This window comes from Ferruginibacter sp. (assembly GCF_028288465.1).
Lineage (GTDB): Bacteria > Bacteroidota > Bacteroidia > Chitinophagales > Chitinophagaceae > Ferruginibacter.
The window spans coordinates 18,109-31,672 of sequence record NZ_JAQBNR010000051.1; the positions used below are offsets into that span (position 1 = coordinate 18,109).

Genomic DNA, 13,564 nt, shown 5'->3' on the forward strand with positions numbered 1-13,564 from the left:
CTTGTTAAGTTTAAATATGATGGTTGCTTTAACGACGCAGCATTTTTTTTGAGCCGGGCCTTGTTACTACTATCGAGCTTCGGTGGCGTCACACACTTGTACCTGCTGTTATCTTTTGATCTTATGGCTGAATGGATAGTTGCACAAAAAACTCTTTGCCCTCTCCGTTCGCTGTAATAGTGTGTTTGCCGGGGTAGATCAGTTTCAACCGTTGCAGCACATTTTTAAAACCAATACCTGACTTTTCTTTTTCAGGATCGTCCTGCTGCCGGAAATGCATGCTGTTGCGTACAGAAAAAATAATTTCTTTTTCATTGCAGGCGAGGTTAATTTTTATCCATGATTTTTCCGTGAGACTGATGCCATGTTTAAACGCATTTTCAACAAAAGGAATCAGCAGCATGGGGGCTATTTTGTGGTGACAGTTTTGTTCACTGATATTATCTTCAATAATAATTTCCGGAGATGATTGGGTACGCAATTTTTGAAGCGCTATATAATTATTGAGGTAATCAATTTCCCGGTTCATGTCAATCCGGTCGAGGTTGTTTTCGTGCAGCATAAAACGCATCATATCTCCCAATTGCTGAATGCCGGTGGCAGTGCGGTCTGCCTTTTCCTGCAGGGCGGCACCATACAGGGTATTGAGCACATTAAACAGAAAGTGCGGGTTAATCTGCGATCGCAAAAATTGCAGATCGGCTGTTGATTTTACCAGGGCTTTTTGTGCACCTACGAGTGCCAATATTTTATCTTTCTTTTGCTGATAAACCAGCCAGGTAACAGGTGTTATAACCAATAATTGCGTGGCCCAACCGATGATAAAAACGCTGATATGATCTGTGGGAAAAGCCAAAGGAAAAGGCAGGGTGAATAAAAAGGTTGTTATCAGCAAGCGGTTAATGACTGGTCTCGCAAAAAATGACCCCTCACCTTTAAGTGGAAAAAGCCAATAGGTATTGCTCATAAAAACCAGGAACAGCGGGATAACCAGCGAAAAAAAGGCTATGACAAACCTGCCACCATGCACCAGGTTAAACGAAACCAGGAAGAACGGCACCAAAAAAATCTGAATTAAAAAAACGGTTACCTGGTTACAAATAAAGGTGCGGAACGCCCGCCTGCCGGAAAATTCTTCAATAGCATTAATTACTGATTCACGAACGAAAGCATACAGCAAATAAGCACCCAATAAAAAAGCAATCATTGCATAACCGCCCCAAATATTCAGCTGGGAGTTGGGATTGTTTTTATTAAAAAAGATGGAAAATCCGGGGTAATGAAATTGCCACTCATGACTTAAATAGACGGCCGCGTTGTAAGCCGTACCAAGCAACAAAACAATCAAAACAAATTGTACTATCAGCCACAATACTTTTTTTAATATTTTTCCGGCAAGTGCGTAGATTATTATTTTTTTGAGCGAGACTGTTATTTGGGCCGTGCCAGCCTCCAACTTTTTTGGCGAGGTTAAACGCGGAATTGTTACCAGGTTTAAAAAAAGGTATGTACAATATAGCAACAGCGCTACGCCAATATCCGGCAATAACACATTGCGGAATAAATTAAACGGCACATGGTTATTGATAAAGGGCCCGGCATATTGCTGCCATGCTGTGTTACGCATGCGCCACACATAACCGCCCAGCAGCATCGCGGCAGCCATGGTTACAAATATCATTTCGTGCTGGCGCCATCTTACTTTCATCGTGTTGTATTTTAAACAAAAGTAAGCTCCGGGTAGAAGGCCTTACAGGCAATGTGACGGAACCTGCAAAAAATGTGATGGGAAGCGCAACCAATAAATTATTTGTTACGAAATGAAGCTATCAAAAGGAAAAATAAAACAGTATTCAGAAATGTAAAACAATAGATAGATCATAAATAGCCAGCCAACTATAGGTTATCGGCCAGTAGCGCCAGAAATTTATTGCGGCTGATCATACCAGCGCCCAGGCTTTCTAAATGCGCTGTGTAAACCTGGCAATCTATTAAGGCCACCTTTTCTTTTTGCAACTGGCGTACATAATTTATAAATGCAAATTTGCTGGCATTGCTTTGTTTGCTGAACATACTTTCACCAAAAAAAACATTGCCAAGGCGAATACCATACAATCCTCCTACAAGTTCACCGTTTATCCATGCTTCTGCGCTGTGTGCAAAGCCTTGCTCATGCAATTGCGTATAGGCGTGCTCGATAGCTGGTGTAATCCAGGTGCCTTCCTGCTCCTTGCGGGTGATGGTTTTACAGTTTTGTACTACTTTGGTAAAAGCCCGGTTAATCGTAAAACGAAAAGTGCCATTGTTGAGCACTGATTGCATGCTTTTTGTTACACGTAATTTTTCAGGAAATAATACAAACCTTGGGTCGGGGCACCACCATACAATGGGTTCGCCTTCACTGTACCAGGGAAATATGCCGCTGCGGTAAGCCAGTAATAATCTTTCCATGCTAAGATCGCCGCCAATGGCAATGATTCCTTCAGGGGTAGCTGTTTCAACAGGAGGAAATATGAGCTTATCATTTAAAACAACCATAGTACAAAGATAAAATTTGTACTCTCCAATCGAACTCCCGCTGGTAAAATAAAATTGTTTCAGCCGGTACGCTTCGGTTAAAGTTGCCCAATGGTATGCGGTAAAAGAGGGCGATGCAACGATGTTCAGCAGCGCTCTTAGCCCGGACCAGTAAAGTTAATGATTTGTTGATGTATACTCTTTGACAGGAAGTCGGGGCTTCAAATAACTCCCCTTCAGGGGAAGGGGGCTACCCTGCAATCACTTCAATCGTAGCACCGATGCCGCGTTCTGTAATGGCGTCACACATTGGTTTCAGGTAGTCGTAACTACCGTCTTTAACCGCATATTTTCCTTTGCTGTCGATGATGATAGCGCACTGCTCGGCCTGTTCGGGCGAATGGCCGCAAATGTCTACAAGGGTTTCTATTACCCAGTCGAAACTATTTACTTCATCGTTCCATACCACCAGGCTATGGTAGGCATCCAGTTCGGTGAGTACGTCCACCTCTTCTTTAAATTTAGTATGGTTATTTGTAGTTGTCATGCTTTCACTGCAAAAATAAGCTGAAATTTTGAAAACGGGTATGAATGCGGTGCAACATAATCCACAGTTATTTTGTCATGGATGTATAGAAGAAGGAGTATCTGGCGTTATTAATCCTTCACCCTTATAAACCAACTATGCTGCGGTCATCAAAAAAAAACAAGGAGGCATTGCCAAAGGCAGAAAAGCAGCAGGCGATTGTGTTGCCCTTGCATTCCGCCAACCGCAGCCTCGATTTTTTGGTTGAGCTGATTGACACCATCCGCCCCGACAGCGCCAAAGACATTGAACAAGCTACCCTGCGTTTTAAGGCATTGTTATACCAGATGAGCCAGGACAGGAGTTCGCTCTTTTCCATGCGCAAAGCCCTGCTGACGCAGTTTCTAAAAACAAATATTGTAAATGCATTAACTGAAAGCGGCATTGTAAGCAGCAGGGGTTTCGTGCAGGAACTCAGGGGGAAAATTTTGCATAAGATATTGCCCGAATTGCAAACACCCGATAATTTCCTGTATGTCATCAACCGTATATTTTATAAAAAAAGAGATCATATATGGGTAGACGGCATTGACAATGATTTATGGATACAGTTTTTTGAGATACTGGGCATACAGATCAACATGACGGAACCTGCGCTGATAAGCCAGCTGCAGCGTTCCTTACAAATATTGAGTCACCGTATCACCACCCTGGGCCTTGAAAAAGAAATTACGCAACGATATGAAAATATTGAAAATGCTATTTTCCCTTTTTTAGAACAAACCCGGCTGGTGAATGAATACCTGCACCTGCAAAACAGCGCTGCCAGCCTGGACACGCAACGGCTTTTACTCGCCAATATTACAGAGGCCCTGCACAATTGCAATCAAACCATTCAGTGGATAAGAGAGCAGCGGATAGCTTACGGCACGAGCCTGGCGCAAACCTTTATCATTACCCGCTTGCAGCAGCAGGTTGACAGGTTATTCATCATACTGGACGTGCTGGACATGGATAATTCCTTCAATACAGAACGGTTTGTTGCCTATTTTAAAACGGTTGTACACAACGAAAGCCGCAAGAATTCTATCCGCGAATTTTTGAGTGAAAACACAGGTTACCTTGCTTACCAGATTGCCGAACATGGTGGCCGAACCGGCGAAAAATTTATTACCACCACCCGAAAAGATTTCTGGCGCATGTTTAAAAGCGCTGCCGGCGGCGGTATTATTATTTCTTTTATCGGTGTTATAAAAAACCTGCTCTCAAAAATTACCATGGCCCCCTTCTGGCATGGCTTTTTGTACAGCACCAACTATTCACTGGGCTTTATTTTAATACAGGATACGGGTTCAACGCTGGCTACCAAACAGCCCGCCTATACCGCCAATAATGTGGCGAGTTCGTTTGACGCACAAAAAATTGGTGAGCAACCCGACCTTAGAAACCTGGCCATTACAATTGGTAAGGTAAGCCGCACGCAGCTGGCATCCTTTACCGGAAACCTCATTGTTGTATTTCCGCTTACCTATCTTTTAGCGTGGCTATTTTTCCAGGCCACCGGTGTAAAAATTGCCGAAGGCACAGCAGCGCACCAGTTGCTGGAGCAGCAGCAACCTTTGCATAGCTTGGCCTGGCTGTATGCCTGCTTTACCGGTTTCTTTTTATTTGCCAGCGGTTTAATTGCAGGGTATGTGGAAAATTATGTGGTGTACGGAAGAATCGCCGAACGCCTGCGCAACCTGGCTTCTTTTAAAAATAGTTTTGGCGAAAAACGGCGGTATAAAATTGTGCATTATGTAGAGAACAACCTCGGTTCGCTGATGGGCAATATTTCGCTTGGTTTCTTTTTGGGAATGGCCGGCTTTATAGGAAAAACATTTGGTATCCCCTTCGATATCCGCCACATTACTATTTCGGCAGCCAACTCTGCCATCGGCTTTTTTGGTCTGGATCACCAGGTGACAGCCAAAGAAATATGGTACACTTTCATTGGTGTGATGGGTATTGGGTTTTTAAATTTTGCTGTAAGTTTTGGCCTGGCATTTTTGGTGGCGGTAAAAAGCCGTGGCATTCATTTAAAAGATTACCCGCAATTTCTAGGCATTCTGTGGCGCTATATAAAAAAATACCCGCAGGATTTTGTAAGAGCGCCGGGGTTTCGCACTGCTGCGCATTTGAAATAATCTTTCTGTATCGCTATGTAATTTTTTTATCCGGGCTAAGAAGCTTTGTGGTACTTCATTGGCGTCGCACACTTGTACAAAAATATATTAATGGGGCTTTGGTTTCCGCGGCGGAAATACTGATTGATAGCAGCAGCCAAATAATACGGCAGCAATATTACTGCTTTAAATAAGCCGTCATCCGGGCATCAATTTTTTTATCCCATAATTCCTGTTTATCCGCCAGCTGACTGTTTTTTGTTTCAGCATCATAGGCATTCTGGGCGGCTGTTAAGTCAGCCTGGCATTGATTGTAAATTTTATCAAGCACTTTGGTGTAGTCGTTCATGGTATACTTCGCCGCTCTTAAGTTGTGTACAAACTGCATGGCGTACAGGTAGGCTAAATCAAAATGGTGCTGTTCGTGATTTAAAATATAGGGCGTTTTGCGGTTGTGTTTTACCCAGCTGTCACTTACCGAAAAAGTGCAATCCACGGTTAAGTGCAGTGTGGCCACATTGTTTTCTGATTTAAACATCATTTTAAAACCAAAGCCTGCATTGGTAATGGCGGCCGCTTCACTTGCTGACACAGGCTTGCCTTTAAAATCATCCCAGCTCAGTCTACGATCTGGTGTATAAAAAATAACGGGCTTGTCAGCCGAAGCATCGGTGATGACATACTGCACATCTACCTGTAATTTTTGCGCAGCTGCAGCAAATGAAAAAAGAAAGGTGATCAGCGGAAGAGCGAAATATTTTTTCATATAAGTTGATAAACGAAAATACAGTCAAATAGTACAGTGTTTAAATGCTGCCATGCAGAATTACAATTATATTAACAGCGAAGGCCGGCAATTATTGCTCCACATAATTCAAATCCTTGCCAAAAGTTTCTTCTGTAAAATAAGCTGCTACGATGGCAACAGACATCACAATGGCGCCCGTAACCCATCCCGCTGTAACATATGGATGTGGCATGGAAGAGAATACGGTTTGCAGCCAGTTAAAAATTAAAAATATCAGCGGCACTGCGCCCCTTACCATATTCGGTGCTGTAGTAGCGGCAGTGGCCCGTAAATTAGTACCAAACTGTTCGGCAGCCATGGTAACAAAAATAGCCCAGAATCCAGTACCAAAGCCAAGAGCAGCGCATATAACATACATGCCCGCAGCGGTGCCATTTTGCTGGTTAAAGAAAAATACAATTGAGATGATAGTGAGAATATAAAAAATATACAATGCTTTTTTTCGGCTTTTAAGCGATTGACTTACAAAACCAATCAGCAAGTCTGCAATCGAAATACACAGGTACGCAAACATGGTAGAAACCTTTGGCTTCACAGTTTCTGTGATGCCAAATTCCCTCGCAAAATTATTGGAAAAAGCCACTAGTACACCAATTACGTACCAGGTAGGCAACCCAATTAAAATAGCGCAGATATATTTTTTAAAACGCCGGGCATCTGTAAAAAACATGAAGAAGTTGCCGCGGCTGACACCGGATTTTTTTGTCTGTGTAAACATGCCACTTTCAAAAACGGTGATGCGCAGTATCAGTAAACAAAAACCTAAACCTCCGCCGATGAAATAGCACATGCGCCAGCTAAAATTCTGTGAAACAAAAAATGCAGCCACTGCCCCCATCAAGCCGATGCCGGCTACAAGTGAAGTACTTAGCCCCCGCTTATCTTTATGTACCAACTCTGTTACCAATGTTATACCGGCACCCAATTCGCCGGCCAGGCCAATGCCAGCTATAAAACGGGTGAGTGCATATTGGTCAGAAGTATGTACAAAACCATTGGCAATATTGGCCAGAGAATACAAAACAATAGAACCGAACAGTACGCTCAAGCGGCCTTTTTTATCTCCCATAACGCCCCAGATAATGCCACCGATTAACAGCCCCATCATTTGTATGCTGATGATAAATTCGCCCTCAGTTTTTACCTGGGCGGCTGAAAGTCCCATATCTGTGAGGCTGTCTACTCGTACAATATTAAACAGCAGCAAATCGTAGATGTCAACAAAATAGCCGAGGGCTGCAACCAATACGGCAATTGTAAAAATAGAAGAAGTAGTTTTTTGCATATGTCAAATCAGTTAGAACAGGCAGCTTATTTTTTCTTCTTTTTTTCGGTGAATATTTTAATAAACACCGGCGCTGTTGTAATCAGCACAATGCCTATTACAATTACTTCCAGGTGCTTGGTTAAGTCAAAATGAAATGCTCTTAAAAAAAGCTGCTGCAGGTAGTGGCCGGCGAACAACATAGAGAAAACCCAGGCCACACATCCAACAATATTGTACCAGGTAAATTTTTTACTATCCATGCCTACAATGCCTGCTACGATCGGCGCAAATGTTCTAACGATTGGTATAAACCTTGCCATGACAATTGCCCCGCCGCCATGCTTATCGTAAAATTCTTTGGCCTGTAATAAATATTTTTTCTTGAATAGAAAAGTGTCTTTGCGTTCAAATAAAAATGGTCCGCTTTTTCTGCCAAACCAGTAACCGGCATAGTTGCCGAGGATGCCTGCAAGAGAAATTACAATGCCCAATACAACCAGGTTGACAAACGAACCGCCGAAGCTGATACCCAACCCTTTTTGTACCAGGTCATTACTAAAAATACCGGTCACAAAAAGCAGCGAATCGCCGGGTAAAAAAAAGCCGGCAAACAAACCCGTTTCGGCAAAAACAGCAAACACAATAAACCAAAGGCCTCCATTTTCGATGTACCATTGCGGTTGCAATAATTGTGTCCAGTGAAAATCAAGTAAAATTAAATCAAGCATAAAAAATATATCTGGATGTAAAAATAGCTGTAATTATTTATGTTCAAGTTCGCCTTCCCACTTACTTACTACTGCGGTAGCAATGCTGTTGCCTACCACATTCGTAGCGCTGCGGCCCATATCCAGCAAAGGATCTATGCCCAGCAATAATGCAATGCCTGCTTCAGGTATATTAAATGTTGCCAGTGTACCTGCAATTACCACAAGCGATGCCCTTGGCACACCGGCAATTCCTTTGCTGGTAAGCATCAGTACCAGCAGCATGGTGAGTTGCGTACCCAGCGGCATGTGCATGCCATAACTTTGTGCAATAAATAATGATGCAAAAGTCATATACATCATGCTGCCATCCAGGTTAAAAGAATAACCCAGCGGCAATACAAAGCTTACAATTTTATCCTTGCAGCCAAAGCGTTCCAGCTCCAGCATTGTCTTTGGAAAAGCAGCTTCACTGCTGGAGGTACTAAAGGCCAGCAAGATGGGCTCTTTCATTCTTTTGATTAAAGTGAAAACCCGTTTTTTTATAAACAGGGAGCCAATTAGTATCAACAATATCCACAACATCAGCAACCCAAAATAAAACTCCCCGATAAAAATGGAATAAGTTTTTAGAATTCCAATTCCCTGCTTTGCGATAATGGCCGTCATGGCACCAAACACGGCAACAGGCGCAAAACCCATTACATAGCCGGTTACTTTTAAAATGATATGGGCGATGGCATCCAGTGCATGGATGACCGGTTTTGTAATCTCACCCAAAGCGGCCGCAGCAACGCCAAAAAACAGGGCAAATACCACAATTTGTAAAATTTCATTTTTAGCCATTGCATCAATTACGCTGGCTGGAAAAACGTGGTAGAAAAAATCTTTCAATGTCAACGCAGCTTTATCAATACCGGTTGAAACATGGCTGTCGGGAAGTGGCAGATGCATCGCATTTCCAGGCTCAAATAAATTTACCAGTAACATGCCGAGCAACAAACTCAACAGGGAAGCGCTGATAAACCAAAGCAGTGTTTTACCGCCAATTCGGCCAACGGCTTTTATGTCGCCTAATTTAGCAACACCTACCACAAGGGTTGTAAATACCAGTGGTGCGACGATCATTTTTATGAGGCGTAAAAAGATATCTGCCAAAATAGTAAACCAGTCAAGCTTGCCGTCTCTTGATTTGATACTGTTATTTTTTTGTACCGCGATGATATCCCGTTGCTTTTGCAATGTTTTATAACCTGCCGAAGCCGTGTCTGTAAGTGCCGCTAATCTTACCTGTAATTGCTGAATGGAATCTGAGAGTATTTTTATTTCGGCCAGTGACTGCGTTTCATCAGGCGTACTCAGCAAACTTTTTTCGGCTTCCTTTTTTTGCGACTGTAACTTTTTTTGTACAACCAGCAGCGCATTGGCAGCCGTGGTATCCTTAATGGTTTCGAAAGGCAGCATGGCATTATCAATATGTGCCAACTGAATGTCAGCATTGGAAATGCTGGCATTTTCGATACCAACATAATTTTTATTAAGAATAAACCCTGCCGCGATGCCGGCTAACAATGCAATACCAATGTATAAAGTGAGTTTACTGCGCCCTGCGGGTTTTATTTCCATACTTAAAAAATAGAATTGCAATATAGTATTTAATGCTTGTTATGGGCTGCCAGTGAGTAAAAATGATTAATTGCCACTGCTGGTAAGCTATTTTTGATTATTTTGCCTAATCATTATTTTAAAACCAAACCAAAACAGATATATGAGTTTATTTGTAAAGAAGCCAATGAGTGTATTAATGGCAGAGGCGACGGATACCGAACATGGATTAAAAAAGACACTGGGATCCCGTTCGTTGATTGCGTTGGGTATTGGAGCAATCATTGGTGCAGGATTATTTTCTATTACTGGTGGTGCGGCGGCTAACCAGGCAGGTCCTGCAATTACGATTTCATTTATCGTGGCAGCATTAGGGTGTGCATTTGCCGGGTTGTGTTATGCTGAATTTGCTTCTATGATACCTGTTGCAGGTAGTGCATACACTTATTCATACGCTACAATGGGCGAATTTATTGCATGGATTATTGGCTGGGACCTTGTGCTTGAATATGCAGTTGGTGCGGCGACCGTAAGCATAAGCTGGAGCAGGTATCTTGTTAAATTTTTGGAATCCTTTGGCCTGCATTTAGATCCTTCCTATACCGTAGGACCATGGGATGGTGGAATTATCAATTTACCTGCTGTGTTTATCGTGGTGTGCATGAGTTTGTTGCTGATAAAAGGAACTTCAGAATCTGCGAAGGTGAATGCAGTTATTGTAGGCGTAAAAGTATTGGTAGTACTTATTTTTATTGTCTTGGGATATGGCTACATCAACACCGCCAACTACCATCCTTACATTCCAGAAAACACAGGCAAGTTTGGTGAATTTGGATTTAGCGGCATCATACGTGCAGCAGCCATTGTATTTTTTGCTTACATAGGCTTTGATGCCGTTAGCACTGCAGCCCAGGAAGCAAAAAATCCCAAAAAGGATATGCCGATCGGTATCCTGGGATCACTGGCTATTTGTACTGTATTGTATATTTTGTTTGCACATGTTATGACGGGTGTTACCAGTTATACTACTTTCCGCGGACAGGATGGTATTGCCCCGGTAGCAGTTGCTATTGAACATATGGGTAAAGCGGATGCTGCTGGTGTTATTCACCCTGACTATCCCTGGTTAAACAAAGCCATTATCATTGCCATTCTCGGCGGATATGCTTCCGTTATTTTGGTGATGCTGATGGGACAAAGCCGCGTATTTTACAGCATGAGTAAAGATGGATTGCTTCCAAAAGTATTCAGTGAGGTTCATCCAAAATACCGCACACCTTCAAAAAATAATTTATTATTTATGTTCGTGGTAAGCCTTTTTGCTGCATTTGTTCCTGCACGGGTGGTGGGAGAAATGACCAGTATAGGAACGCTATTTGCCTTTATATTGGTTTGCATTGGTGTGGTGGTTTTAAGAAAAGCGCAACCAGATCTTCCCCGTGCTTTTAAAACACCCTGGGTACCGGTTATTCCGATATTGGGCGTTTTTACCTGCCTGTTTATGATGGTATTTTTGCCTACCGATACATGGATACGTTTAATTGTTTGGATGTTAATTGGTTTGGATGTATACCTTTTTTATGGTGTTAAATACAGCCTGCTTGGTCCTGGTGTATTTAACCGCAAAGGTGTATCAATTGTGAGCAAAGTAGGTCTGCTGCTGAGCTTGGGTTTGGTGGTCATAGCCTATATTCATAAAAGCTCGCTGGATGCAGGAAGCGACGATAATCTCTTCATGATTTCTACTGTAATTGCTGTAATTCATTTCATCATTTTTGGACTCAAATTATCGCAGGTGAAAACATCTGCCGAAGTATAAAAAATAAATATTGTTAATCAACAATAAAGCCCCGGATATCCGGGGCTTTATTTTTTTAATCATTCCCCGTTACCAGGTCCTTACCCGCGCAGCAATAATTTCTTTTTATGTAAAACAAAAAGCGCCGCAAACCTGCGGCGCTTTTTTATAAATTTTCTGTAAAATTAAAAGGGAAGATCATCTGCTGCGTCTGAAGCCACACTCGCCGCTGCGGAAGACATAGGATTGTTACTGGCAGGCGTGTAAGAGGAATTGCTTTGATTACCCTGATTATAATTGCTGCTGCCACCTGATTGCTGGTGAGCAGGAGCATCTACACCACTTCCGCCTAACAATTGAATATTTTGTACCCGCATACGCAATGTTGCGGCAGCCTGGTTGTCCTTGTTCATGTAAGCTTCCGCTTCCGGCGCCCCTTCCGCATATACTGTTTTGCCTTTTGTAAGGTATTGTGCCACGGCAGTTTTATCCGTCCAATAAGCACATTCTACCCAGGTAGTTCTTTCTTTTTGATTGCCCTGCCTGTCCTTGTAACGCTCTGTATGGGCTACGCTGAAATTGATTACGTTTTGTCCGTTTACCTCTTTTACGATGCAATCTTTACCTAAATTGCCTACGATTTGTAACTTGATCATAATTGTGTGTTTTAAATGTTTAACCGATGTATCTGAATGTGAAAATTATGAAAATGTACTTTTAAAAACTTATTTAGTTATAGGCTTTTTACTAACAAAAATTACCTGTTATAGTGATTGATTTCAGGCTCCTGATTCTGCAACGGCTTTTATTTGCACCAGTATCGGGTTCCAGCCGTCGCCATTATTATATACGTCCTGGTATCTTTTTTCTCCATCGGCAGCTCCTTCAAAACCATCCTGTGTTACCGTTAAATTTACTTCACCATCTGGGCCGGACAATTCATATGTCACGTTCAAATAATTTTCAGGAATATCGGCCATGGTTGCATTCGGATCTATGACGGTATACTTCAGCAATTTTTGTTGTACAATATCAACGATGGTACCTTTTACAAAAACTGTTTCCTTTCCTTCATACATGGCGCTCCATAATAATGGACTGCCTACTTTCCAGTCGGACACCGTTTTGCAACCAAACATATATTTTTTTGTTTGCTCCGGGTTTATTAATGCATCCCAAACCGCCGCCGCAGGTGCATTGATGATAATATTATTTTTTACAACTAGGTTTTCCATTGAACTTTTTATAATGCATGACCAGGAAATGAACAAAAAGGCCGAAAAGTATTTTTTAGTTCAGCTTTTTCTTTAGCGTGCTTACCTGGCTCTGCAAATTATTTACCATACTTGCCAAAGAGTTCATGTCCCAGCGCTGTTGCGCACTTACTTTGCTGATGACCATTTGCGCCTGCCACAGTTCTACCACGTCTTCTACATTTACCTGGTAGGGCTGGTATTGCGGATTGTCACTTACCAGTGTGAATTTATTTTTGAGCTTATTATTTTTTACCACTCTTTTATATACAATTCCTTCGTGCCGGCTTATAACAATGTAGGCCTGGTCACTTTTCACGTCTTCATTAAAATCTACCTTTTCACCTACAATAATACTGCCACTTGGGGTGGGTAACATACTGTCTCCAATAATTTCAAAGGCCCTGTAGTTACCGCCGGCAAGCATGGGTAATGTAAACGTGTTCAACTCATCAATAAATTCACTGTCTGCATATCCGGCCAGGTAACCGGCAGCAGCCTTTACAGGCACAAAATGAATGATGTTTCTTTCGGCTGTCAGCATTTTTTGCTGCCTTCGTTTGGCAAGGTAAGTACTGGCAGTGTTGCTCAAATCCTTAAGCAATAATTCGTCCAACGTAAGCTTAAAAATATCGCATACAATTTCCAGTACTTCCAAACGGGGGTCGGCCCGCTCTTCTTCGTAAGCACCGATTAAAGACCGCTTGATACCTAATTTTACTGCAAATTCTTCCTGTGTCCAGCCACGCAATTTGCGGAGATACTTCAGATTTTGTCCTGCTTGTGACATAATGCAACTAATTTGATTAGCACAAATATACTAATATATTTAGCTTTGCAAAATTTATTTTTTAGGTGAAGCGGGTGTGCAATTATATTAAGCCATCTTTCAGGCAACTTAATCTCTTGGTTATTGTT

Annotated in this window: 12 protein-coding genes; 2 read left to right on the forward strand and 10 right to left on the reverse strand. The window is 42.2% G+C overall.

All coding sequences use genetic code 11. The features are described from left to right. Positions 1 to 121: 121 nt before the first annotated feature. The 3 genes from JWR61_RS19615 to JWR61_RS19625 form a co-directional block, all read right to left on the reverse strand. Positions 122 to 1,708 carry a sensor histidine kinase gene (locus JWR61_RS19615; RefSeq protein WP_301929420.1) on the reverse strand — a complete coding sequence of 529 codons (1,587 nt, stop codon included), beginning with the start codon at positions 1,706 to 1,708 and terminating at the stop codon, positions 122 to 124. A gap of 188 nt (positions 1,709 to 1,896) precedes the next feature. Continuing rightward, a complete protein-coding gene (gene aat / locus JWR61_RS19620) occupies positions 1,897 to 2,538 on the reverse strand; it encodes a leucyl/phenylalanyl-tRNA--protein transferase (protein ID WP_301929421.1) in 642 nt (213 codons plus the stop codon). Between the two features lie 229 nt (positions 2,539 to 2,767). Beyond that, entirely contained in the window at positions 2,768 to 3,064 is a 297-nt protein-coding gene (locus JWR61_RS19625) for an ATP-dependent Clp protease adaptor ClpS (protein WP_301929422.1), read from the reverse strand. Positions 3,065 to 3,201: 137 nt separating this feature from the next. Here JWR61_RS19625 and JWR61_RS19630 point away from each other — a divergent pair, with 137 nt between their 5' ends. Next, positions 3,202 to 5,229, forward strand: a complete 2,028-nt coding sequence (locus JWR61_RS19630) for a hypothetical protein (protein ID WP_301929423.1) — start codon at positions 3,202 to 3,204, stop codon at positions 5,227 to 5,229. A 157-nt stretch (positions 5,230 to 5,386) separates the two neighbouring features. On the opposite strand, the gene JWR61_RS19635 is transcribed toward JWR61_RS19630, so the two are convergent. From JWR61_RS19635 to JWR61_RS19650, 4 genes are all read right to left on the reverse strand, one after another. Continuing rightward, positions 5,387 to 5,974 carry a hypothetical protein gene (locus JWR61_RS19635; protein WP_301929424.1) on the reverse strand — a complete coding sequence of 196 codons (588 nt, stop codon included), beginning with the start codon at positions 5,972 to 5,974 and terminating at the stop codon, positions 5,387 to 5,389. Positions 5,975 to 6,065: 91 nt separating this feature from the next. Then, a complete protein-coding gene (locus JWR61_RS19640; RefSeq protein WP_301929425.1) occupies positions 6,066 to 7,301 on the reverse strand; it encodes an MFS transporter in 1,236 nt (411 codons plus the stop codon). Positions 7,302 to 7,327: 26 nt separating this feature from the next. Then, on the reverse strand, positions 7,328 to 8,011 hold the full coding sequence (locus JWR61_RS19645) for a DedA family protein (RefSeq protein ID WP_301929426.1): 684 nt from the start codon (positions 8,009 to 8,011) through the stop codon (positions 7,328 to 7,330). Between the two features lie 33 nt (positions 8,012 to 8,044). Continuing rightward, on the reverse strand, positions 8,045 to 9,616 hold the full coding sequence (locus JWR61_RS19650) for a dicarboxylate/amino acid:cation symporter (RefSeq protein ID WP_301929427.1): 1,572 nt from the start codon (positions 9,614 to 9,616) through the stop codon (positions 8,045 to 8,047). Between the two features lie 142 nt (positions 9,617 to 9,758). On the opposite strand from JWR61_RS19650, the gene JWR61_RS19655 reads away from it, so the two are divergent. Then, on the forward strand, positions 9,759 to 11,414 hold the full coding sequence (locus JWR61_RS19655; RefSeq protein ID WP_290338843.1) for an amino acid permease: 1,656 nt from the start codon (positions 9,759 to 9,761) through the stop codon (positions 11,412 to 11,414). A 164-nt stretch (positions 11,415 to 11,578) separates the two neighbouring features. Here JWR61_RS19655 and JWR61_RS19660 read toward each other — a convergent pair whose 3' ends face one another. The 3 genes from JWR61_RS19660 to JWR61_RS19670 form a co-directional block, all read right to left on the reverse strand. Further along, entirely contained in the window at positions 11,579 to 12,049 is a 471-nt protein-coding gene (locus tag JWR61_RS19660; RefSeq protein WP_301929428.1) for a single-stranded DNA-binding protein, read from the reverse strand. Positions 12,050 to 12,172: 123 nt separating this feature from the next. Beyond that, positions 12,173 to 12,628: an SRPBCC domain-containing protein gene (locus JWR61_RS19665; RefSeq protein WP_301929429.1), complete on the reverse strand. Its 456-nt coding sequence runs from the start codon at positions 12,626 to 12,628 to the stop codon at positions 12,173 to 12,175. 55 nt (positions 12,629 to 12,683) lie between these two features. Continuing rightward, positions 12,684 to 13,436, reverse strand: coding sequence for a LexA family transcriptional regulator (locus tag JWR61_RS19670; protein ID WP_290339231.1), 753 nt, complete (start codon positions 13,434 to 13,436; stop codon positions 12,684 to 12,686). Between the last annotated feature and the right edge of the window lie 128 nt (positions 13,437 to 13,564).